This window comes from Burkholderia sp. AU45251, assembly GCF_030482905.1.
Taxonomy (GTDB): Bacteria; Pseudomonadota; Gammaproteobacteria; order Burkholderiales; family Burkholderiaceae; genus Burkholderia; species Burkholderia aenigmatica.
Map to the genome: position 1 here is coordinate 273,297 of NZ_JAUJQH010000004.1, position 24,057 is coordinate 297,353.

General features: G+C 67.8%; 18 protein-coding genes. 11 read left to right on the top strand and 7 right to left on the bottom strand.

The features are described from left to right. Positions 1-43: 43 nt before the first annotated feature. From QZM67_RS12870 to QZM67_RS12885, 4 genes are all read right to left on the bottom strand, one after another. Positions 44-1,915 (bottom strand): ABC transporter ATP-binding protein, encoded by a 1,872-nt coding sequence (locus QZM67_RS12870; RefSeq protein ID WP_301803472.1) that lies wholly within the window; start codon positions 1,913-1,915, stop codon positions 44-46. Then, entirely contained in the window at positions 1,915-2,871 is a 957-nt protein-coding gene (locus QZM67_RS12875) for an ABC transporter permease (protein WP_301803476.1), read from the bottom strand. The genes QZM67_RS12870 and QZM67_RS12875 overlap by 1 nt, the downstream gene beginning before the upstream one ends. A gap of 30 nt (positions 2,872-2,901) precedes the next feature. Next, positions 2,902-3,855, bottom strand: coding sequence for an ABC transporter permease (locus QZM67_RS12880; RefSeq protein ID WP_301803481.1), 954 nt, complete (start codon positions 3,853-3,855; stop codon positions 2,902-2,904). Between the two features lie 79 nt (positions 3,856-3,934). Beyond that, complete coding sequence (locus QZM67_RS12885; RefSeq protein ID WP_301803484.1) at positions 3,935-5,518, bottom strand: ABC transporter substrate-binding protein; 1,584 nt, start codon at positions 5,516-5,518, stop codon at positions 3,935-3,937. 265 nt (positions 5,519-5,783) lie between these two features. Between QZM67_RS12885 and QZM67_RS12890 the strand changes: the two genes are divergently transcribed. After that, positions 5,784-6,041: a hypothetical protein gene (locus QZM67_RS12890; RefSeq protein ID WP_301803487.1), complete on the top strand. Its 258-nt coding sequence runs from the start codon at positions 5,784-5,786 to the stop codon at positions 6,039-6,041. Positions 6,042-6,211: 170 nt separating this feature from the next. Here QZM67_RS12890 and QZM67_RS12895 read toward each other — a convergent pair whose 3' ends face one another. Both QZM67_RS12895 and QZM67_RS12900 read right to left on the bottom strand, forming a co-directional pair. Beyond that, positions 6,212-7,750, bottom strand: a complete 1,539-nt coding sequence (locus QZM67_RS12895; RefSeq protein ID WP_301803490.1) for a methyl-accepting chemotaxis protein — start codon at positions 7,748-7,750, stop codon at positions 6,212-6,214. A gap of 178 nt (positions 7,751-7,928) precedes the next feature. Continuing rightward, positions 7,929-8,597 (bottom strand): haloacid dehalogenase type II, encoded by a 669-nt coding sequence (locus QZM67_RS12900; protein ID WP_301803491.1) that lies wholly within the window; start codon positions 8,595-8,597, stop codon positions 7,929-7,931. A 467-nt stretch (positions 8,598-9,064) separates the two neighbouring features. Here QZM67_RS12900 and QZM67_RS12905 point away from each other — a divergent pair, with 467 nt between their 5' ends. From QZM67_RS12905 to QZM67_RS12925, 5 genes are all read left to right on the top strand, one after another. Beyond that, the gene (locus QZM67_RS12905) at positions 9,065-9,925 is read left to right on the top strand and encodes a GNAT family N-acetyltransferase (protein WP_301803492.1); all 861 of its coding nucleotides are present in this window, start codon (positions 9,065-9,067) and stop codon (positions 9,923-9,925) included. 12 nt (positions 9,926-9,937) lie between these two features. Then, the gene (locus QZM67_RS12910) at positions 9,938-10,864 is read left to right on the top strand and encodes a glyoxylate/hydroxypyruvate reductase A (protein WP_301803493.1); all 927 of its coding nucleotides are present in this window, start codon (positions 9,938-9,940) and stop codon (positions 10,862-10,864) included. Between the two features lie 161 nt (positions 10,865-11,025). After that, positions 11,026-12,426 (top strand): aspartate aminotransferase family protein, encoded by a 1,401-nt coding sequence (locus QZM67_RS12915; protein ID WP_301803496.1) that lies wholly within the window; start codon positions 11,026-11,028, stop codon positions 12,424-12,426. Between the two features lie 85 nt (positions 12,427-12,511). Beyond that, positions 12,512-13,003, top strand: coding sequence for an Lrp/AsnC family transcriptional regulator (locus QZM67_RS12920; RefSeq protein WP_006749694.1), 492 nt, complete (start codon positions 12,512-12,514; stop codon positions 13,001-13,003). Positions 13,004-13,113: 110 nt separating this feature from the next. After that, positions 13,114-14,586 (top strand): NAD-dependent succinate-semialdehyde dehydrogenase, encoded by a 1,473-nt coding sequence (locus tag QZM67_RS12925; protein WP_301803498.1) that lies wholly within the window; start codon positions 13,114-13,116, stop codon positions 14,584-14,586. Between the two features lie 63 nt (positions 14,587-14,649). On the opposite strand, the gene QZM67_RS12930 is transcribed toward QZM67_RS12925, so the two are convergent. Further along, the gene (locus QZM67_RS12930; RefSeq protein ID WP_301803501.1) at positions 14,650-15,996 is read right to left on the bottom strand and encodes an MFS transporter; all 1,347 of its coding nucleotides are present in this window, start codon (positions 15,994-15,996) and stop codon (positions 14,650-14,652) included. Between the two features lie 285 nt (positions 15,997-16,281). Here QZM67_RS12930 and QZM67_RS12935 point away from each other — a divergent pair, with 285 nt between their 5' ends. From QZM67_RS12935 to QZM67_RS12955, 5 genes are all read left to right on the top strand, one after another. Continuing rightward, positions 16,282-17,319, top strand: coding sequence for a LacI family DNA-binding transcriptional regulator (locus tag QZM67_RS12935; protein ID WP_301803504.1), 1,038 nt, complete (start codon positions 16,282-16,284; stop codon positions 17,317-17,319). Positions 17,320-17,510: 191 nt separating this feature from the next. After that, positions 17,511-19,292, top strand: coding sequence for an IlvD/Edd family dehydratase (locus QZM67_RS12940; protein WP_301803507.1), 1,782 nt, complete (start codon positions 17,511-17,513; stop codon positions 19,290-19,292). A 34-nt stretch (positions 19,293-19,326) separates the two neighbouring features. Next, positions 19,327-20,508 (top strand): fumarylacetoacetate hydrolase family protein, encoded by a 1,182-nt coding sequence (locus QZM67_RS12945; RefSeq protein WP_301803542.1) that lies wholly within the window; start codon positions 19,327-19,329, stop codon positions 20,506-20,508. A 203-nt stretch (positions 20,509-20,711) separates the two neighbouring features. Then, a complete protein-coding gene (locus QZM67_RS12950) occupies positions 20,712-22,232 on the top strand; it encodes a diguanylate cyclase (RefSeq protein ID WP_301803545.1) in 1,521 nt (506 codons plus the stop codon). A 137-nt stretch (positions 22,233-22,369) separates the two neighbouring features. After that, a complete protein-coding gene (locus QZM67_RS12955; RefSeq protein WP_301803548.1) occupies positions 22,370-23,956 on the top strand; it encodes a methyl-accepting chemotaxis protein in 1,587 nt (528 codons plus the stop codon). Positions 23,957-24,057 lie beyond the last annotated feature (101 nt).

Sequence of the window (24,057 nt, forward strand, 5' to 3'; positions counted from 1 at the left end):
GCCGTCCACCGCGCCGCGCGATGAACGGTTCGCACGTCGCACACTACAGCCGCACCGGCGTGACGCCGGCCTGCACCGGCTCCGCCTGGAAGCGCGCGAGATCTTCTTCGCTGCGATGGCACAGCACCTGCGCGCCGTTCCCGAGCGTGCGCAGAGACGGGGCCGTCCGGTTGCACACGCCGTCCACGCGCATCGCGCAGCGCGACAGGAACGGACACAGCTCGGCCTCGTTCTCGTTCTCGCGCTCGCCGATCGGCACCAGCGGCCCGTGGCAGCGCTCGGCCGCATCGTCGAGCCAGCCCGCGCGCAGTTCCGGCGCGGACGACACCAGCAAGTGCGAATACGGGTGATAAGGCGGCGCGCACAGCGCGTCGCGGCTGCCCGTCTCGACGCGACGGCCCGCATACAGCACGACGATGTCGTCGCTGATCGCGCGCACCTTCGCGATGTCGTGCGTGATGAACACGTACGACACGCCGAGCTTCGCCTGCAGGTCGCGCAACAGCTCGATGATCGCGGCGCCGACGACCGTGTCGAGCGCCGACGTGACCTCGTCGCACAGGATCAGGTCGGGCTCTGCCGCGAGTGCGCGCGCGAGGTTCACGCGCTGCTTCTGTCCGCCGGACAATTCTCCGGTACGCCGCGCAGCCACCGCCGGCGGTAGCCGCACGAGCTCGAGCAGCTCCGCGACGCGCTGGCGTGCACGCGCGCCCTTGATCCCGTGATAGAACGCGAGCGGTCGCGCGAGCGTGCGCTCGACGGTATGCACCGGATTGAGTGCGGTATCGGCGTTCTGGAACACGATCTGCACGCGGCGATGCTGCTCTTTCGTCCGTTTGCCGATATCGCGCGCGAGCGGCTCGCCGTCGAGCAGGATCTCGCCGCCCGTTGCCGGCACGAGGCCCGCGATCACCTTCGCGAGCGTCGTCTTGCCGGAGCCCGATTCGCCGATCACGCCGACGGTCTGCCCGCGCCCGATGCGCAGGTCCACCTCATGCAGGATCACCTTCGCGGGCCAGCCCTTCGCAGTACGGCCGCCGTAGCCGGCGATCGCGCCGCGCACGTCGAGCAGCGGCGCCGGTGCGGCGCTCGCCGCTTTTGCATCGCGTTCGGCATCGTTCGGCGTGACCGCCGCGATCAGGCTCTGCGTGTACGGATGCGTCGGCGCATGCAGGATCTGTTCGGTATCGCCGGCCTCGCGGATCACGCCGTCGCTGAGCACGACGATCCGGTCGGCCATCTGCGCGACCACGGCCAGGTCGTGCGACACGTACACCGCGCTCATTCCGTAGCGCCGGATCACGCTCCTGAACGCCTGCAGCACGTCGATCTGCGTGGTCACGTCGAGCGCGGTAGTCGGCTCGTCGAGGATCACCAGCTCCGGATCGGTGATCAGCGCCATTGCGGCCATCAACCGCTGCAGTTGTCCGCCCGATACCTGGTGCGGATAGCGCTTGCCGATCGCCTCCGGCTCCGGCAGCGCGAGTGCGCGAAACAGCTCGATCGCCTTCGCCTGCGCATCGCGCTTCGTCATCGTCCTGTGGATCAGCGCGCTCTCGATCACCTGGTCGAGAATCGTACGCGACGGATTGAACGCGGCGGCGGCGCTCTGCGCGATATACGCGACCTTGCGGCCGCGCAGCGCGGTCAGCGCTTGCGCGGACAGCGTGCAGACATCCGTGCCGCCGAGCTTCACCGAGCCGGCGGCGATCCGGCAGCCGGTGCGCGCGTGGCCCATCAGCGACAGTGCGATCGTCGTCTTGCCGGAGCCCGATTCGCCGATCAGCGCGAGCACCTCGCCGCGCCCGATATCGAAGTCGACGCCGTGGACGATCGTCGTTTCCTCGCCGCCCGGGCGGCCGCCGACGACGCGCAGCCCGCGCACCTCGACGAGCGGAGTCGATTGATCTCGCATCAGTGTTCTCCGGCGGCGGCAGCCGCGCCCTTGCGGCGGCCGCGATGCGGCAGACCGTCGATCAGCAGGTTGACGCCCACCGTCAGGATCGCGATCGCGACCGCGGGCATGATCGCGACGGCCGAGCCGTCGCCGAGGCTCGCGATGTTCTCGCGCACGAGCGAGCCGAGATCCGCATACGGCGGCTGCACGCCGAGCCCGAGAAAGCTCAGGCCGCTCAGCAGCAGCACCACGAACGTGAAGCGCAGCCCGGTGTCCGCCAGCATCGGATGAATCATGTTCGGCAGCATCTCGACGCATGCGATATACAGCGCGCTTTCGCCGCGAGCACGCGCGACCTGCACGAACTCGAGCGTGCTGATGTTGACGGCCAGCGCGCGCGCGATCCGGTACGAGCCAGGCATGTAGCTGACCGCCGCGGTGAGAACCAGCAGCGGCAGCGACGAGCCGAACGCGGCGACGAGCATCAGCGCGAACATCTTCGACGGAATCGACGTGAGCGCGTCGAGCAGCCGGCTCATCGTCTCGTCGACCGCACGGCCCGACACGGTCGCGAGCAGCCCGAGCGTCGTGCCGGTCAGCGCAGCGAGCAGCACCGCGGCCAGCGCGAGCAGCACGGTCAGCCGCGTGCCGAACAGGATCCGGCTCAGCATGTCGCGGCCGAGGAAGTCGGAGCCGAACGGCAGCTTCGCGCTGAACGGCGCGAACACGTCGGGCGTGACGATCGACCCGACGTCATGCGGCGCGATCAGCGGCGCGAACACGGCGACGAACAGCATCAGGCCGACCATCGACAGGCCGACGCGGCCGCCGGTCGTCAATGCGATGCGCGCGGTGCGGCGCTTGCGCGGCCGGTCGGGAGCAGGCGCGGCAGGCGGCATGCTACCCCGCCCCAGGGGCGGGTCGCCGGATGGCGGCAGCGCGCTGCTGCGTTGTACGGGTTCGATCGGTTGCATGGGCGGCATCTCGGAAGGAAAACGAAACACTCAGGTGCGCAGTCGCGGGTTCGACACGATCGAGCACAGGTCGGCGAACAACACGAGCGTCAGGTAAGCGACGCAGAAGATCAGCGTGCACGCCTGGACCAACGGGAAATCGCGATTGCTGACGGCGTCGACCATCAGGCTCGCGAGGCCCGGATAGTTGAAGATCGTCTCGACGACGATCACGCCGCCGAGCAGATACGACAGGCTCAGCGCGATCGCATTGGCGATCGGCCCGATCGCGTTCGGCAGCGCATGGCGCAGCACGACGCGCGCGGGGCTCGCGCCCTTCAGCATGGCCATCTCGACATACGACGCGCTCAACTGCTCGATCACCGCGGCGCGCGTCATGCGTGCCATCTGCGCGATCACGACGGCGCACAGCGTCAGCACCGGCATCGCATACGCACGCAGGAAATCGTGCACGCTTTCGATCGGGCCGCTGTACGACAGCGCGGACAGCCAGTGCAGCTTCACGGCCAGCACGAGCACGGCGACCGTCGCGATCAGGAATTCCGGCGTCGCGACGAGCGACAGCGTGCCGAGGCTGATCACGCGATCGATCACCGACTCGCGCTTGACCGCCGCGAGGATCCCGAGCAGCAGCGCGATCGGCACCGACACGGCGGTCGTGATCGCCGCCAGCGTGAGCGACTTCGGCAGGCGCCCGCCGATCAGCTCCGACACCGGCATGTCGCCGGACAGCGACCGGCCGAAATCGCCGTGCAGCAGCCCGGCGAGCCAGTGCACGTAACGCACGTGCGCCGGCATGTCGAGGCCGAACTGCTGGCGCAGCGCGGCGACCGTCTCCGGCGTCGCCGACTGGCCGAGCGCGGCCTGCGCGGCATCGCCCGGCAGCAGGTTCGTGATCGTGAAGATGATCGCGGACACGATCAGCAGCGTCAGCGCGGTGACCGCGATACGCCGGCCGATCAGCCCGATGAGCATTCGGTTCATGGAGCGGCACTCCCGAAAAAGCCGCGCTTGGCCGGTGCGGTGGCCCGCGCCGGCCGCGCGACGGCGGCCAGCGACGACGTCATGCGTTCCACCACACGTTCTCGGCGAACATGAAGCCCATCATCCCGCCGGTCGGGATCGAACCGAGGCCCGCGAGCCGCTTGTCGTACCCGTCGAGGAAGCTGATGAACGCCGGAATGCCGACCCGGCCCTGCTGCGCGACGATCGCCTGCATCTCGCCGTACATCTGCTTGCGCTTCGCGTCGTCGGTTTCCGAACGGGCGGCGAGCAGCAGCTGGTCGAACTTCGCGTTCTTCCAGCCCGACTCGTTCCACGGCGCATCCGACTTGAAGAACTGCGTGAACAGCACGTCGGCGCTCGAGCGCGGGTTGATGTTGCCGAACGTGAGCGGATGCTTCATCCAGTGGTTCGACCAGTAGCCGTCGGGCGACGCGCGGTTGACCTGCAGGTTCAATCCGATCTTCTGGCCGGCCTGCTGCAGCAGCACGGCCATTTCGATCGACCCGTTCGCGTCGGACGTCGCATAGATCGGCGGCAGCGTGACGCCCAGCGCGCCCGCCTTCTGGAACAGGAACTTCGCCTTGTCCGGATCGTGCGGCCGCTGCGGCAGCGACGCGTTGAAGTAGCGATGCCCCGGCGGAATCGGCTGGTCGTTGCCGATCACCGAGTAGCCGCGGAACACCGCCGAGCGGAGCTGCTCGCGATCGAACAGGTACTTCATCCCCTCGACGAAATCGGGACTCGAGACGATCGGGTTGTCGCTACGCATGATAAGGTCGGTATAGAGGCCCGACTTGGTTTCCTTCAGCGCGTAGCCCGGCGTCGACGAAACCCGCTGCGTCGAGCGCGGATCGATCGCGTTGATCAGGTGTACGTCGCCCGACAGCAGCGCGTTCAGGCGCGCGGCGCTGTCGCTGATGCCGATCAGCTCGATCTCGTCGAGATACGGCTTGCCCGACTTGAAGTAGCTGTCGTTGCGCACGCCGACGGTCGACACGCCCGGCTTGAACGACTTCAGCTTGTACGGGCCGCAGCCGATACCGGTGCTGAAGTCGGTCGTGCCGTCCTTGACGATCACGAGCTGCGGCGTCGCCAGCACGACCGGCAGGTCCGCGTTCGCACTCGCGAGCGTCAACGTGACTTCGTCGGGACCGCTCGCCTTCACGTCGGTGAACTGGTCGGCGATCGTCTTGACCTTCGACGCGGTGGCCGCGTTCTTGTGACGCATCAGCGAGTACACGACGTCGGCCGGGCCGACCGGCTTGCCGTCGTGGAACGTGACGCCCTTGCGCAGCTTGATGACCCAGGTCTTCGCGTCGGTCGTGTGCAGCGACTCGGCGAGGTTCATCTGCGGGGTGAGGCTTTGATCCAGCTGCGTCAGGCCGCTGTAGAACATGAAGAAGCGGATGTAGTCCGCGCCCGTCGAGCCCTTGGCCGGGTCCAACGTGTCGGCCGTCGAGCTGGATTCGTTCGCGACCCGGATCTTGCCGCCGCGCTTCGGCGCGGGCGCGGCAAAGGCAGTCCCGGGATGCACCAGCAGTCCGCCGGCGCCGGCGGCCATCATGCCGCTCGCCGCCATGACCTTCATCATGTCGCGGCGCGTGAAGCCACCCTTGCCGCCGTTGTCGATATCGTCGCTCATCCGAACTGCTCCTGACTGTGGAAAGTGGGTCCTGGGGTCCAGCGTCGTTGTTCAATCCCGCCGCGCCCGCTTGCTGGTGGCAGCCGCGACGTCGTGCACATGCAATTCATTTAAGCATCGCCAAAATGCGGGTTGTCGCGATTCGGGGCGGCTGCACGACACGATTCGACCGTTTTGCGCCGCCCGCGCAGCATGAATTGCTGCGTACACGCACGCGTCGCCGTTTGCCGGGCGGCACGTCGCAACGGCGGCCGAACCCGTGTAGATGAAGGAAATCGTAAAGCCGCACCCGCCGCAGATTGCGCCGACAAAATTGCCCGTTCGGCATCCGGCGCGCGTTTGGCTCAGGCAAACCGCACGTTTGTGTCGAATGCGTGCCCGCATGCCGGCGACGGCCCAAGCGAGCGGCACGTCGCGGCGCGCGCGGGCCGATGCGGGCGCCGGTCGCGACGGCACGGCGCGCATGAAAGGTCAGAAGAATGCCGCTCCGTCGCAGCGGCTTTGCGAGCAGGAAGGAAGGTGACGGGACGGCCCGGAAACCGGGCGCACGCGAGCCGTGCAGCCGTCAGGAACCCTGATTCGGTGCGGCGATGCGTGCGTCGCCGGCCTGCCGGCGCGTATGCCGGGCGTGCGCCGGCGCGGCGCGAAGGAAGCGGGATGATGCGCAGGCTGCCTGCGCACGGCACGACGCCGTCACGCAGCGAGCCGGAACACCGATACGGCGGCCCGCAGGCGTGCCGCCTGCTCATCGAGCGAGGACGCGGCAGCGGCAGCCTGCTCGACGAGCGCGGCATTCTGCTGGGTGACTTCGTCCATTTGCGCGACCGCCAGCCCGATCTGTTCGATGCCGGTGCTCTGCTCGGCCGATGCGGCCGAAATCTCGCCCATGATGCCGGCTACGCGATCGATCGACCGGACGATCTCCGTCATGCGCGCGCCGGCCGTCTCGACGAGCCGGCTGCCGCTGCCGGCCCGCTCGACCGACGCGTCGATCAATCCCTTGATGTCCTTCGCGGCCGCGGCGCTGCGTTGCGCGAGCGAGCGGACTTCCGACGCGACGACGGCGAACCCGCGCCCCTCCTCGCCGGCCCGCGCGGCTTCCACCGCGGCGTTGAGCGCCAGGATGTTGGTCTGGAATGCGATGCTTTCGATGACGACGGTAATGTCGGCGATCCGCACCGATCCGTCCGAAATCTGCCGCATCGTTTCGACGACCGCCTGCACCGCGGCGCCGCCGAGTTCGGTCGCATCCTTCGCCTGGGTCACGAGCGCATTCGCCTGGCGTGCGTTGTCGGCGTTCTGTTTGACCGTGGACGTGATCTGCTCCATGCTGGCGGCCGTTTCCTGCAGCGACGCGGCCTGCTGCTCCGTGCGCTGCGACAGATCCAGATTGCCTTGTGCGATCTCGCCGGTGCCCACGGCAATCGAATGCGTCGTGGTCTGGATCTCGGCGATGGTCTCGGTCAGCCGCGCCTTCATGTCGCCGAGCGCCACGAGCAGGCTGCCCGGGGCCGCTTGCGCCGTATCGAACTGGACGTCCAGTTCACCGGCGGCGATGCGGGCCGCAATTCGCGCCGCATGCGCGGGCTCGCCACCCAGCGTGCGGCTGACGCTGCGCAGCACACCCCATGCGATGGCCGCGAGCGCCGCGGCGATGACGAGCGTGATGGAGCCCAGCACCACCGCGAGCCGGGTAAACGCCGCATTGATGTCGTCGTAGAAGAATCCCGTGCCAATCCACCAGTCCCAGTCCGGAATCGCGACCACGCCCTGAAGCTTCGGCTCCACGTCCGCGTCGGGGCTGCGCTTGATCAGCACGTCGACGAGCGCGAAATGCGCCTGCGCCATTCCCGCGCGGTACGCCTCGCTGTCGGTCAGGCCGCTGGTCGTGCGGTTGCCCTTCGCGCGCGTGCCGATGAACTTCGCGTTCGGATGCACGAGGTTGACGCCGTCGGACGTCGTGACCCAGAAGTAGCTCTTCGAATTCGCGTTGAGCGCCGACAGCGCGGCCTTGGCCTGCTGCTGCGCCTGCTCCCGCGTAAGCGGGCCGTTCGTCTGCATCGCGCGATACGAATCGACCAGATGCTCGGCCTTGGTCAGCAGAATGACGAGCTCTTCGCGGCGGCTGTCGATCAGCGCGTCGCGCAGCGTGTGCAGCGACAACGCGGCGAGCAAGACGATACCGAGCAACGCCGCGGCGACGAGCATCAGCAGTTTCGTGGACAACTTCATGCGGGGCCTCTCGATATTAACCGTTCGGTACATATATCGGCCCCGGCGGCCCGGCCTTGAACGACTCAATATAGGTCATTACCCGTATTTCGTGCGCTGATCGAACGCGCGACGGGACGCGACGACATCGCGGCCGCGCCCCGTCGCGACGATCAGTGAATCTGCCGCCGCAAGCGGCTTACAGCCCGAGCTGCGTCGCGAGATGGCCGATGTCCGACACTTCGTAATAGTTGTAGAACGGTGTACCCGGCTCGTGGCCACGGTTCACGAACGCCTTGTGCTTAATCCCGAGATCCTCGGCCGTCATCAGGTCGTAGCGCAGGCTCGACGATACGTGCAGCACGTCCTCGGGCTTGCAGCCGAGCTTGTCGAACATGTATTCGAAGCCCTGCATCCGCGGCTTGTACGACTGTGCCTGCTGCGCGGTGAACACCGCATGGAACGGTGCGCCGAGCTTGTCGACGTTGCTCATGATCTGGTCGTCCATGGCGTTCGACAGGATCACCAGCTTGTACTTCGTCGCCAGCCGCGACAGCCCGGCCGGCACGTCCGGATGCGGGCCCCACGTCGGCACCGCATGATAGAAACGCTCGGCCTCGGCTTCGTCGAACGTCACGCCGACCCGCGCACAGGTGCGACGGATCGCGTTGACGACGACGTCCCGGTACGGCTTCCAGGCGCCGAGCACTTCGTCGAGCCGATAGGCGGCGAACGCACGCACGAATTCCTCCATCGCGACCGGCGTCAGCCGGTCCGCATAGACTTCGCGGGCCATCTCGGCCATCCGGAAACGGGTCAGCGTGCCGTAGCAGTCGAAGGTGATGAACTTCGGTTCAAACTGGATCATGGTGATGTCCTGTCGGTGTGAAGCCCCGGCGGCGCCGGGGACGGGCTGGGTTGTACGAAATTGAATCAGGGCAAAAAGTCGTTCGCGCATCGTTCGACGCCGCTCAAAGCGCAGAATCGCCGCGTGTTTCCCGGCACATGCAGCACGATCTGCGGCGCGATCGGGCGTGGCGCAGCAACGGCGGCCGGTGGGCGCCGTGCCACCGCAGCGGGCTCGCCTGCCGGTGCGGCCCTTCGGCAGGCCGCAGCGCCGCCGTGCATTCATCCTAGAGGCATTCCCACAGCAGGCGTGGTCGGAATGACCAGCCGCGCCGGCACGATCCGCGCGTTTGCTCGCGCCAATCGAGCGGGTTTGCATCGATCGTGCGCGCGCGGCCGCCGTGGCCCGAAAACAGGCGAATCGTCCTATCCGTACAGCAACCGCGCTGGCAGAGTGAACGGGTCATTTCCACCCATCCGGAGTCCGGCGTGTCCGACCTCAATCCTTCCCGCACGCTCACGTATCGCCCGTTCGCCGAAGCAGACCTGCCCGCCGCGCATCGACTGTCGGAGACGGTCAAGTGGCCGCACCGGCTCGACGACTGGCGCTTCGTGTTCCAGCTCGGCAGCGGCTTCGTCGCCGAAGACGAAACCGGCATCGTCGGCACCGCGCTGGGCTGGCCCTTCGGCGAATCGCACGCGTCGCTCGGCATGGTCATCGTGTCTCCCGAGCGCCAGGGCCGCGGCATCGGGCGCGAACTGATGACCCGCGTCGTCGACAGCCTCGGCACGCGCACCATTTTTCTGCATGCGACGCCGGCCGGCGAACCGCTGTACGCGAAATTCGGCTTCGATGTGATCGATACGGTCGATCAGCACCAGGGCGCGGCCTTCCAGCCGCCGCTGATCTCGCTGCCGCCGGGCGAGCGCCTGCGCCCGCTCGGCACCAACGACGGGCCGCGCCTCGCCGCGCTCGCGTCGCGCGCGGCCGGGTACGAACGCGGTGCGGTGATCGATGCGCTGCTCGACGTCGCGAACGGCATCGCGCTCGACCGCGACGGCGAGTTGCTCGGCTTCGCGCTGTTCCGGCGTTTTGGCCGCGGCCATGTGATCGGCCCGGTGATCGCACCGGATGCGCTGCGCGCGCAAGCGCTGATCAGCCACTGGCTCGCGCTGCACGAAGGCATGTTCGTGCGGCTGGACGTGCCGGGCGATAGCGGGCTGTCCGACTGGCTGCAGGGGCTCGGGCTGCCGCGCGTCGACACTGTGGTCGCGATGGCGCGCGGCGCGACGCCGGTGCGCGACCCGGCGCTGCGCGCGTACGCGATCGTGAATCAGGCGCTCGGTTGAACGGGACTCACGATGAGCTTTCTCTACAAGGCCGACCCGGTGCGCGGCGCGCAATGGGCGGCGCGCTTCGCGCAACAGGCGCCCGATCTGCCGTTCCGGATCTGGCCGGACCTCGGCGACGCCAGCGCCGTGCGCTATCTCGCCGCTTGGCAGCCGCCGGACGACCCGGTCGCGCTCCTGCCGAATCTCGAGGTCGTGTTCTCGGTCGGCGCCGGCATCGACCAGTTCGACCTGTCGCGTGTGCCTTCGCACATCCCCGTCGTGCGGATGATCGAACCGGGCATCGTCGAAGGGATGGTCGAATACGTGACGCAGGCCGTACTGACGATCCATCGCGACCTGTTCGACTACGCGGCGCAGCAGCGCGAGCACGTGTGGCGCGAGAAACCGGTGCGGGCGGCCGCGTCGCGGCGCGTCGGCGCGCTCGGGCTCGGCACGCTCGGCCAGGCCGTGCTCGACGCGTTGCGGCGCTTCGGTTTCCCGTGTGCCGGCTGGAGCCGCACGCCGCGCATGCTCGACGGCGTCGACTGCTACGCGGGCGACGCGACGCTCGATGCATTTCTCGCCCGCACCGACATCCTGATCTGCCTGCTGCCGCTGACCGACAGCACGCGCGGCCTGCTGGGGGCGCGCGTGTTCGATGCGCTGCCGGCCGGCGCGTCGCTGGTGCAGGCCGGGCGCGGCCCGCAGCTGGATTCGGCGGCGCTGCTCGCGGCGCTCGCGAGCGGCCGCCTCGACAGCGCGATCCTCGACGTGACGGATCCCGAGCCGCTGCCGGCCGGCCATCCGTTCTGGACGCACCCGCGCATTCGCATCACACCGCACATCGCGAGCGCGACACGGCCCGACACCGCGGTCGACGCGGTGCTCGCAAACCTCGCGCGCCATCGCGCGGGACAGCCGATGATCGGCGTGGTCGATCGCGCGCGCGGCTACTGACGCGCGTATCCGGCCCGGCGGGGCGCGCAGCAGAAAATGCCGCAGCGCCCCGTGCAAACGCCGCATGCATACGTTTCGGATCGCAAATTGAAGACGCACGCGACTTTCTCACCCGTTAGCATGAACCCATCGCTGACACCTGACGAGAGTCCCGCCCTCCCATGAATCACGCCGCGCTGATCGAAGCCGATCGTCAACACCTGATCCACCCCGTCGTCAACTATCGTGCGCACGAGGCGCGCGGCGTCACCGTGCTCGAATCCGCGGACGGCGTATTCCTGCGGGACACCGGCGGCCATACGCTGCTCGATGCGTTCTCGGGCCTGTGGTGCGTGAATGTCGGCTACGGCCGCGACAGCATCGTGAAAGCCGCTGCCGACCAGATGGTGAAGCTGCCCTACGCGACCGGCTATTTCCATTTCGGCTCGCAGCCGGCGATCGAGCTGGCCGAACGGCTCGCCGCGCTCGCGCCGCCGTCGCTGAACCGCGTGTACTTCACGCTGGGCGGCTCGGACGCGGTCGATTCCGCGGTGCGTTTCATCACGCACTTTTTCAACGCGACCGGCCGCCCGTCGAAAAAGCAGATGATCGCGCTAGAGCGCGGCTATCACGGCTCGTCGTCGTTCGGTGCCGGCCTGACCGCACTGCCCGTGTTTCACCGGCACTTCGATCTGCCGCGCGCGGACCAGCATCACATCCCGTCGCCCTACCCGTATCGCCACGCGCTCGGCGACGATCCGCAGGCGCTGATCGCCGCGTCGGTCGCCGCGCTCGACGCGAAAGTCGCGGAACTCGGCGCGGACAACGTCGCCGCGTTCTTCTGCGAGCCCGTGCAGGGCTCCGGCGGCGTGATCGTGCCACCAACCGGCTGGCTGAAGGCAATGCGCGACGCGTGCCGGCGCCTGGGCATCCTGTTCGTCGCGGACGAGGTAATCACCGGTTTCGGCCGCACGGGCCCGCTGTTCGCATGCGAGACGGAGCAGGTCGATCCGGACCTGATGACCATCGCGAAGGGTCTGACCGCCGGCTATGCGCCGATGGGCGCCGTGCTGATGTCCGACGAAATCTACGAAGGCATCGCAGGCAGCCGCACGGAGTCGGCCGCGGTCGGTCATGGCTATACGTATTCCGCGCACCCGGTCAGCGCGGCGATCGGCCTCGAGGTGCTGAAGCTCTATCACGAAGGCGGGCTGCTCGCGAACGGCCAGGCGATGGCGCCGCGCTTCGCCGCGGGCCTCGACGCGCTGCGCGCGCACCCGCTCGTCGGCGACGCGCGTTCGGTCGGCCTGCTCGGCGCGCTCGAACTGGTGGCCGACAAGGCACGTAAGACGCGCTTCGACCCGGCGCTGAACGTGCCGGACAAGATCGCGGCGGCCGCGTACGCGAACGGCGTGGTGTTTCGCGCATTCGGCGACGGCGTGCTCGGTTTCGCGCCGGCGCTGAGCTTCACCGCGGGCGAGTTCGATCTGATGTTCGAACGCGTACGCAAGACGCTCGACGACGTGCTGGCCGACGCGGGCGTGCAGCGCGCGTTGGACGCCGCGCACGCGCAGCCGGCCTGACCGGCCAAGGGAAAGCCGGGCTTGTGGCGGCCATCGTTCGACTCTAAAGTAACCGGACATTCCATTTTTGCCTTCTCACGTGAACATGACGGACAGCAAACTGGATCGCATCGACCTGCGCATCCTCTCCCAGTTGCAGAAGCGCGGCCGCATGACCAACGTCGAGCTGGCCGATGCGGTCGGGCTGTCGCCCAGTCCATGCCTGATCCGCGTGAAGCGGCTCGAGAAGGCCGGCTACATCGGCGGCTACGGCGCACACATTCAGCTCGAGAAGCTCGGCGACGTGCAGGTCGTGTTCACCGAGGTCACACTGGCCGACCACCGCCGCGAGGACTTCGACCGCTTCGTCGCGGCGATCCGCAATGTCGACGAGATTGTCGAATGCCACCTCGCGAGCGGCGGCTACGACTATCTGCTGAAGTTCATCACGCGCAGCGTGAGCCACTACCAGACGATCGTCGAGGGGCTGCTCGAGCAGAACATCGGCATCGAGAAGTATTTCAGTTACGTGATCATCAAGTCGCCGTTCGTCAAACGGCACTACCCGCTCGAATCGCTGTTCGGCGAACGCCACTGACGCGCGCCGTGCGGCACCCTGGAACGCGGCAGCCCGCTGTCCGCGCGGGGTAGCCGCGCGCTCGCGCCGCGCCGCCGCAATCGAACCGCTCCATCCTCCAAGGACCTGTCATGCCGCTTACGCTGTCCCGACCCGAACTCGTTCGCACCGCCAACCTGATCGACGGCACCTGGCGCGACGCGCTCGACGGCCGCCGCTTCGACGTCACCGATCCGGCAACGCCCGAGACCGTTGCCCACGCACCCGACAGCGGTGCCGCCGACGCACGCGCCGCGACCGACGCCGCGGCACGCGCGCTGCCCGCATGGCGCGCGACGCCGGCGCGCGAACGCGCCGCCATCCTGCGTGCATGGCACGCGGCGATCGTCGCGCACACCGACGATCTGGCGAAACTGATGTCGCGCGAACAGGGCAAGCCGCTCGCCGAAGCGCGCGGCGAAGTCGCGTACGGCGCGTCATACGTGCTGTGGTTCGCCGAAGAAGCGACGCGGACCTACGGCGACCTGATTCCGCAGCAGCAGCGCGGCAAGCGGCTCAGTGCGGTGAAGGAACCGATCGGCATCGTCGCCGCGATCACGCCGTGGAATTTCCCGCTCGCGATGATCGCGCGCAAGATCGCACCCGCACTCGCGGCCGGCTGCACGGTCGTCGCGAAGCCTGCGGAGGACACGCCGCTGACCGCACTCGCGCTCGCCTTCCTCGCGCAGGAAGCCGGCGTGCCGCCCGGCGTGCTGAACCTGATTGCCGCGTCGCGCGAGCGCGGCATCGAGGCGGTGGGCGACTGGCTCGCCGACCGCCGCGTGCGCAAGATCACGTTCACGGGATCGACGCCCGTCGGCAAGCTGCTCGCACGCGAGTCCGCGGCGACGTTGAAGAAGCTGTCGCTGGAGCTGGGCGGCAACGCGCCGTTCATCGTGTTCGACGATGCCGAACTCGACGCCGCGGTCGACGGACTGATGGCCGCGAAGTTCCGCAACGGTGGACAGACCTGCGTGTCGCCGAATCGCGTGTACGTGCAGGCCGGCGTCTACGACGCCTTCGCCGCGAAGCTCGCGGCGCGTGTCGCCGCGCTGAAGGTCGCGCCGGCCACCGACCCCGCCGCGCAGATCGGCCCGATGATCAACGCGCGTGCGGTGGACAAAATCGCGCGTCACGTCGGCGATGCCGTCGAACGCGGCGCGCGCGTGCTTACGGGCGGCAAGCGCCTGACGGAGCTCGGCGCGAACTTCTACGCGCCGACGGTACTCGGCGACGCCACCGCCGACATGCAGCTCACCTGCGAGGAAACCTTCGGCCCGGTCGCCGCGCTGTTCCGGTTCGATACCGAGCAAGAAGCCGTCGACGCCGCAAACGACACGCCGTTCGGGCTCGCCGCGTATTTCTATACGCAGGACGTGCGGCGCATCGCGCGCGTGTCGGCGCAGCTCGAAACGGGCATCGTCGGCATCAACGAAGGTGCACTCGCGAGCGAGGCCGCGCCGTTCGGCGGCGTGAAGGAATCGGGCTACGGCCGTGAAGGCTCGCGCTACGGCCTCGACGACTACCTGTCGATCAAGTACCTGTGCCAGGGCGGGCTTGATTGATTCGGCGAGTCCGGGCCGGCGACACGATGCGCAGGCCCCGCGACACGACGGACTGTGAAGACCCTACCGCCCTGCGGGCGGCCGCAGGATATCGCGCGGAATCGACGCGATCAGCACGCAGCTGACCAGCAGGCAGGCGCCCAGTGCATAGGTACCGTTGTTGATGTTGCCGGTCATTTGCTTGGCCATCCCGGTGATCATCGAGCCCGTGAACCCGGACAGGTTGCCCACCGAGTTGATCAGCGCAATGCCGGCAGCCGCAGCCGTGCCGGACAGGATCTGCCCCGGAAAGGTCCAGTAGATCGGCATCAGCGCGAGGATGCCGCAGGTGGCGAGGGTCAGGAATACGATCGACAGCGTCACGTTCTGCGCGCACGCCGCGCTCGCGATCAGGCAGACGCCGCCGATCAGTGCCGGAATCGCCGCATGCAGGCGGCGTTCGCCGGTCTTGCGCGAGTGCGATGCGTTCCACACCATCGCGAAGATCGCGGTCAGGTACGGAATGGCCGTCAGCAAACCGATATGCACCGGACTTTGCACGCCCGACGCGCGGATGATCGACGGCAGCCAGAAGGCCAGCCCGTAGAAGCCTGTGTTGAACGTGAGCAGGATGAAGGTGAGCAGCCAGACGCGCGGGCTGCGCAACGCGGCGCCGACGCTGTGCGACTTGTGCGCAGACTCGGATTCGAGGTTGCGCGACAGCACTGCCTTTTCGTCGGCGGACAGCCACTTCGCCGACTGCGGGCCGTCGCCCATGCAGGCCAGCACGATGAACGCCACCACGATCGACGGCAGCCCTTCGAGCAACAGCATCCATTGCCAGCCGCTCATGCCAGACAGGCCGTGCGTCTGCTCCATCAGCCAGCCCGAAACCACGCTGCCCAGCGTGAGGCTCAGCGGAATCGCCACCAAGAAGCCCGACATGGCCACGCTCTGGCGTGGCGCCGGGAACCGGTAGTTCATGTACAGGATGACGCCCGGGAAAAAACCGGCCTCGCACACCCCCAGCAGGAAGCGCAGCGTGTAGAACATGGTGGACGTCTGCACGTGGAAGAACTGCGCGAGCGGCACGATGAACGCCATCGACGACGACACGATGCCCCAGGTGATCATGATCCGCGCGATCCAGAAGCGTGCGCCGTAGCGGTGCAGCAGCAGGTTGCTGGGCATCTCGAACAGGAAGTAGCCCCAGAAGAAGATGCTGGCGCCGAGCGCATAGACGCCGTCGCTCAGGCTTAGGTCGTCGAACATCTGCAGCTTCGCGAAGCCGACGTTGACGCGGTCCAGGTACGCCACGACGTAGAAGAGCAGCAGCAATGGCAGGATGCGCCGCATGACCTTGCGATAGAGGGCGTCTTCGGACGAATCGGCTGCGGCCGGTGCGGCTTCGGCCTGCGTGATGGATGGCATCGGTCTGTCTCCTGTTTGTGTAGGTCTTCTTCGTACCGGCGAGTCCGTTGATGTATTTATGTTGCCGATAACATTTCGTGGCAAAAAAAGTCGTCGAGGCGACGGGAGCGAACGGCGCGCTGATACCGGTAACAAAATCGAAGGTAGCATGCAGCGACAGGCGTGTACAAGCCTCGCCAAACGCGTGGTTTCCCTACGCTGCGACGGGCGCGCATCAACCGGCCTGCACGGTATGCCGCACCGGTATGATGTAGCCTTTCCAGCTTTCTCCCGATCGCCCTTCCGATGCCCAGTCCCACCGCCGCCCGGCCTGCCGGGCCGCCCCGCATGTCCGACGTAGCGCGCCTCGCCGGCGTATCGAAGATGACGGTGTCGCGTGTGCTCGCCGGCCATAGCGTGGCCGCGGAGACGCGCGCGCGGGTCTGCGAGGCCATCGATCGGCTCGGCTACGTGGCCGACGCTGCTGCCGGAGCGCTGTCGTCGGGGCGGTCGGAATTCGTCGCGGTGCTGGTGCCGTCGCTGTCGAGTTCCAACTTCTCGGACACCGTACGCGGCCTGACCGATGCGGTCGAGCCGCATGGCCTCCAGCTGCTGCTCGGCGATACCGACTACGACCTGGAACGTGAAGAACGGCTGGTACGCTCGATGCTGCGACACCAACCGCGCTGCATTGCGCTGACGGGTGCGCAGCACACCGATGCGACGCGCAAGGTGCTCGAGCGTTCGGCGATTCCCGTGGTAGAGATGTGGGATCTGCCCACGCGCCCCATCGATACCGCCGTCGGCTTCTCGAACGTGCGTGCCGCCCGTGCGATGGTGTGCCACCTGGCCGAGCGCGGTTACCGGCGCATCGGCTTTCTCGTCGGCGCCAGCGAACTGGACCGCCGCGGCCTGGACCGGCTCAAGGGATACCAGGCGGAGATCAAGGCGCTGAATCTGGGCGAACCGCGCGTCGTGCGGCTGGGCGAATCGCCGATCACGATGAGCCACGGCGGCCCTGCAATGGCCGCGCTGCTGGAGCGATGGCCGGATACCGATGCGGTGATGTGCGTGAGCGACATGTCGGCATTCGGCGCGATCATGGAATGCCACCGGCGCGGGCTCGCCGTGCCCGCCGACATCGCCGTGGCCGGCTTCGGCAACTTCGAAGTGGCGACTTGCTGCCATCCGACCATCACGACGGTGTCGGTCGACGCGTACGGTATCGGGCTACGCACGGGCGAAGCATTGCTGGCGGCGCTGCAAGCGCGTGACGACGGCGCGCCGGCCGAGTCGCGCAGCATCCGTATCGACTACGCGATCATCGCGCGGGAAAGCGCCTGACGAGGCGACGGCCGCGCATGTCCCCAGGCGCGACGTGTGCGGCCTGGTACCGCTCCCGCGCGCTCGCCTCCGCCACGCGCGCACAAAATCCCTTCCGCATCGCAAATACACCGTGCTAACATCCAATCGATGTTACCGGTAACTATCCAGCACGAAAAAGATCACAGAGCCCCCTTCGGAGACAGCCCGCCATGTCACAGACCCCTCGTCGTCTGCGCAGCCAGGAATGGTTCGACGACCCAGCGCACGCCGACATGACCGCGCTTTATGTCGAGCGCTTCATGAACTACGGGTTGACGCGCGAGGAACTGCAGTCGGGCCGCCCCGTCATCGGTATCGCGCAGACGGGCAGCGACCTCGCGCCGTGCAACCGCCATCACATCGAGCTGGCCGAGCGCACCAGGGCGGGCATTCGCGACGCGGGCGGCATTCCGATGGAGTTCCCCGTGCATCCGCTGGCCGAGCAGAGCCGCCGTCCCACGGCTGCGCTCGACCGCAATCTGGCCTATCTCGGACTGGTGGAAGTGCTGCACGGCTTTCCGCTCGACGGGGTGGTGCTGACGACCGGCTGCGACAAGACCACACCGGCCTGCCTGATGGCGGCCGCTACCGTCGACCTGCCCGCCATCGTGCTGTCGGGCGGGCCAATGCTCGACGGCTGGCACGAAGGCAAGCGGGTCGGCTCGGGCACTGTGATCTGGCATGCCCGCAACCTGCTCGCGGCCGGCGAGATCGACTACGAAGGCTTCATGCAGCTGACCACCGCTTCGTCTCCGTCGATCGGCCATTGCAATACGATGGGCACCGCGCTGTCGATGAACAGTCTGGCGGAAGCGCTGGGCATGTCGCTGCCGGGATGCGCGAGCATTCCCGCGGCCTACCGCGAGCGCGGCCAGATGGCTTACGCGACCGGCAAGCGCGCGGTCGAGCTGGTGCGCGAAGACCTGCGCCCGTCGAAGATCATGACGCGCGCGGCGTTCGAGAATGCGATCGTCGTCGCCGCCGCGCTGGGCGCGTCGACCAACTGCCCGCCGCACCTGATCGCGATTGCGCGCCACATGGGCGTCGAGCTGAGCCTGGACGACTGGCAGCGCTTCGGTGAAGCCGTGCCGCTGCTCGTCAACTGCATGCCGGCCGGCGCATACCTCGGGGAGAGCTTCCACCGCGCCGGCGGCGTGCCCGCCGTGCTGCGCCAGCTCGATACGGCCGGCCTGCTGCGGCGCGACTGCCTGACCGTGTCGGGCCGCGCGACCGGCGAGATCGCCGACACCGCGCAGGACGCCGACCGCGACGTGATCCGGACGCCCGACGCGCCGCTCAAGCACGGCGCCGGCTTCGTGGTGCTGTCGGGCAACTTCTTCGACAGCGCCATCATGAAGATGTCGGTGGTGGGCGACGCCTTCCGCCGGACCTACCTGGCCGAGCCGGGCGCGGAGAATACGTTCGAGGCGCGCGCGATCGTGTTCGACGGCCCCGAGGACTACCACGCCCGCATCAACGATCCCGCGCTGAACATCGACGAACGCTGCATCCTGGTGATCCGCGGCTGCGGCACGGTCGGCTATCCGGGCAGCTCGGAAGTCGTCAACATGGCGCCGCCCGCCGATCTGGTGAAGCGCGGCGTGACGTCGCTGCCGTGCCTGGGAGACGGCCGCCAGAGCGGTACCTCGGCCAGCCCGTCGATCCTAAACGTGTCGCCGGAGGCGGCGGTCGGCGGCGGCCTGGCCCTGCTGCGCACGAACGACCGCATCCGCGTGGACCTGAATCGCCGCAGCGTCGACGTGCTCGTCGACGAAGACGAACTCGCGCGCCGCCGCGAGACCGCAAGCTTCACCGTGCCGCAGACGCAAACGCCCTGGCAGGAACTGTATCGACGGTTCGTCGGCCAGTTGTCCACCGGCGGCTGTCTCGAACCGGCCACGCTGTACCTGAAGGTCATCGAGCAGCGCGGCAACCCGCGCCATTCGCACTGATCCGACCGCCTCTCCGACTCTTGCCGAGCTGACCATGCGTACACCTTCCGTTTCCGACTGCCTGCCGCACGACCTCGCCCACGCGCTGCTGATCGGCCGCGTCTGGCGGCACGACGGTGCCCACGCGGGCCCGAGCGTCGTCGCCGTGCGCGGCGGCGAAGTGTTCGATATCACGCGCACCGTGCCGACCACCGCCGACCTGTTCGACCGCCCCGATGCGGTCGCCGTCGCGCGCACCGCTTCCGGCGAATCGCTCGGCCGTGTCGAGCCGCTGCTGCAGGCGACACTGGACGGCGCGCCCGGCGCCACGCGCCTACTCGCGCCGTGCGACGTGCAGGCCGTCAAGGCGTGCGGCGTCACGTTTGCGGTCAGCCTCATCGAGCGCGTGATCGAGGAACAGGCAGGCGGTGATCCGGCCAAGGCGATGGAGGTACGCGATACCATCGCCGCGACCATCGGCACCAATCTGTCGAAGATCGTGCCCGGTTCGGAAGCCGCGCTACGCCTGAAGGCGGAACTCGAGCGCCGCGGCGCGTGGTCGCAATACATGGAAGTCGGCATCGGCCCCGATGCCGAGGTGTTCTCCAAGGCGCAGCCGATGTCCGCGGTCGGCTTCGGCGCGGACGTGGGGCTGTTGCCCGTGTCGGTATGGAACAACCCGGAACCGGAAATCGTGCTGGCCGTTGCCGGCGACGGCAGGCCGGTCGGCGCCACGCTCGGCAATGACGTGAACCTGCGCGACATCGAAGGCCGCTCGGCGCTGCTGCTCGGCAAATGCAAGGACAACAACGGTTCGTGCGCGATCGGCCCGTTCGTGCGGCTGTTCGACGACGGCTTCACGCTGGACAGTGTGCGGGAATGCAGCGTGTCGCTGCGCGTCGAAGGCGCGGACGACGACTTCGTCCTCGACGGCATCAGCCACATGCGCGAGATCAGCCGCGACCCGGCCGATCTCGTCGCGCAGACCTGCGGCGCGCATCACCAGTATCCGGACGGCTTCATGCTGTTCCTCGGCACGATGTTCTCGCCGATCCAGGATCGCGACGCGCCCGGCGGCGGATTCACGCATCACCTGGGCGACCGCGTCACGATCTCCACGCCCGCGCTCGGCGCACTCGTCAACACCGTGCGGCTGTGCACGGAGATTGCACCGTGGACCTTCGGCGTGCGCGCGCTGTATGCGAACCTGGCCGCGCGCGGGCTGCTCGGTACGTGAACAGCGGAGACGGGTCGCGCGCGCCATCAGAGTGCATTTCAAGGCCGCAAGCCGCATCGGTCGCACACGTTTGCGTCGCGGAGCGCGCTCGCGTATGTCGTCGGTTTCGCGAGCCGGCCTCGATTTTCGGTTAACCGTGCCGTTAACCCGGGTTTGACCCGAGCCGATGCGATGGCAGCCGGCTTCCCCAACGAGCACGCAGCATGCCCGCATTCACTTCGATCGAGAAAATTGCCGACTGGGCCGGACGCAACCCTCTTGCCGTCGGCGCGTTGGGCACACTGATGTCGCTTGCCGCGCTCGGGATCAGCGCGGCGACACTGTGGGCCGCACGGAGCGAAGTCGTCGAGCATGCGCATGAGACGTCGCGCAACGTCGCAGCCGTGCTCGCAAGCCAGATCGCGAGGACGGTCGAAACGTCGAACAACGCGCTGGTGGCGCTGGCTGCCGATCTCGGCAAGCCGGCCGTACAGCGCATGGAGGCCGGGTTGCGGCACGATCTGCTGTTCGAGCGCACCGCAGCCCAGTATCTCACCGGCATGGGCGTGACCGACAAGCGCGGCCGATTGATCGACGGATGCTGCGGCACGACCCATCGCTGGGACTTCAGCGATCGCGACTACTTCAAGGTCCATCGCGACGCGGACAATGTCGGCCTCTACGTGTCCGAGGCGTATCGCGCGCGTTCGCGCGGCGACAAGGAATCCATCGCGCTGTCGCGGCGCATCGACCGGCCGGATCATACGTTCAACGGGATCGCGGTGGTCGCCATCGATCTCGCCTACTTCGAGCAGCTCCTGTCCCGCCTCGATGTCGGCCCGAACGGCGTCAGCGCGATCCTGCGCGCGGACGGCAGGATCCTCGCGAGAAACCCGTCGTTGAACGACGGCCAGATGAACCGCTTGCGTCGCTCGAAATCGTTCGAACGGATGGTGAACAGCGAATCGGGCTTCTATCCCGCGCGTTCGAGCATCGACGGGATCATGCGGCTGTATACCTACCAGCGGATACCGGGCACGCCGCTGATCGCCGTCGTCGCGCCCGCCGAGCGCGACGTGCTGGCGGGCATTACACGCCTGTCGTGGACGGTCGGCGTCTCGGCGACCGTGATCAGCACGCTGTTCTGCGCGGTGGTCTGGCTGCTTGCGTTTGCGCTGCGGGACAACCAGCGCAAGCAGACGCTGCTCACGGACCTCACGCGGACCGATCCGCTGACGGGCCTGTGCAACCGCCGCGCGCTCGATATCGCGCTGGCCGACGAATGGGAGCGGCTGCAACGGGGCAGCCACGGCAGCCTGTCGATCCTGTTCGTCGATGCCGACCACTTCAAGCAGTACAACGACCTGCACGGCCACGCCAAGGGCGACACGGCGCTGCGCTTGCTCGCCGAATGCATCCGCGCACACACGCGGCGGCGCGGCGACCTCGCCGCGCGCTACGGCGGCGAGGAGTTCGTCGCGGTGTTGCCCGATACGGACGAAGGCGGCGCCGCGCAGGTTGCGGAGGCGATCCGTCGCGAAGTCGAGCGCAACCGGTTCGACGGGTTCGCGGAAACCGTGCCGCCCTTCACCGTCAGCATCGGCTGCGCGACCGGCCATCGTGCACGCCCCGCCTCCGTACACGCGCTGTCGCATCAGGCGGACATGGCGCTTTATCGCGCGAAGCGCGAAGGCAGAAACCGCGTGTGTTGCGCGGAAACGGAGCCGTTCGCCCGCTCGGCATGACGAGCACGGCGCGCGGCCCGGATTTTTTTGACGGCGGGCCGCACGCAAACGATTGCCCGGGGCCGCTGTCCTAAATCGATCATTCACCGTTCCGATAATAAGGAGTGCTATTTGATAACTACGACTGGACTGTCCCCATGAATGATCGACGGCTAACGGTTCGCACGAGGCTGATCATGGCTTTCGGACTTCTTACGTGCATGGTTGTGCTCGTCTCCCTGCTCGGCATCGTATCGCTCGGCAACGCTAACGCGGCATTCGAGAATTACGTCAACGGCACCAACGCCCGCGCGAACCTGGTAGACCGGGTTCGCGTCGCGGTCGACCGGCGCGCGATCGCCGCCCGCAACCAGGTTCTGGCGACCGGTCCACGCGATGCGGACAACGAGAAGGAAGCGGCACTGCAGGCCGACCGCGAAGTCGGCGCGCTGCTGGGCGAACTGACGAATGCGGTCCGCGAGGGGAGCGGCGCGACCGACAAAGCGCGCGAACTGGTTCGGCAAATCGGGGCGATCGAAGCGCAGTACGGCCCCGTGGCGCGGGCCATCGTCGAAGCGGCGGCGAACAACCGGCGCGATCAGGCCGTCACGATGATCAACGAACAGTGCCGGCCGCTGCTGGCCCAGCTTGTCGCGGCCACCGATGCGTATGCAACGTACTCGCGCTCGCAGGCCGCCCAACTGGTGCAGGAATCGAACGACCGATATACGTCGCGGCGACTGATGCTGATCGCCATCTGCATCGCCGCCGTCGCCGCGGCCGCGATCTCGGGCCTCTTCATCACCCGCGGCCTGCTGCGCTCGCTGGGTACGGAGCCCGCCGCGCTCAGCGACATCGCAGGCCGCATCGCCGCCGGCGATCTCGGCACCGAAGCCGCGACCGGTGCCGCGCCGGCCGGCAGCGTACTGGCTTCCATGCGGGAGATGCAGGCCAACCTGGTCCGCCTGATCTCGGCAATGCGCACCGCATCGGGCAACGTCGCGACTGGGGCCGCCGAGATCGCGGCCGGCAACCAGGATCTGTCGTCCCGCACGGAGGAGCAGGCCGCATCGCTGCAGGAGACTGCGTCGAGCATGGAGCAGTTGACCTCCACCGTGCGCCTGAACGCCGACAATGCGCAGCAGGCAAGCGGGCTGGCCGACAACGCATCGGAGGTCGCCCAGCGCGGCAGCGTGGCGGTCGGGCTGATGGTCGACACGATGACCGACATCAGCACCAGCTCCGCCAAGATCGCCGAGATCACCGCGATCATCGAAGGGATCGCGTTCCAGACCAACATCCTCGCGCTCAACGCGGCCGTGGAGGCCGCCCGCGCCGGCGAACAGGGGCGCGGCTTCGCGGTGGTCGCCAGCGAAGTCAGAAGTCTCGCGCAGCGTTCGTCGAGCGCCGCGAAGGACATTCGCGAGCTGATCTCGCAATCGGTCCGGAAAATCCAGGATGGCTCGCATATCGCGAGCAACGCAGGCGATACGATGAACCAGGTCACGCACGCGATCTCGCGCGTGACCGACATCATGGGAGAGATCGCCGCCGCGTCGAACGAACAGAGCCGCGGCATCGAGCAGGTCAATCTCGCCATCACGCAGATGGACGAAGTCACCCAGCAGAACGCGGCGCTCGTCGAACAGGCTGCCGCCGCGTCGAAATCGCTCGAAGAACAGGGAAACCGGCTTGCCGAGGCCGTATCGCAGTTCCGGCTCGACACGCGCACGGCCGGCGCGTAGCGATTCGACGCGCAGCCGGATCTCCGCGACGGGCGCATCGAACCGGCGCCCGTCATGTTCAGTACCGGAAATTAACCAGATAGTGGGAATTCGCGCGTGCC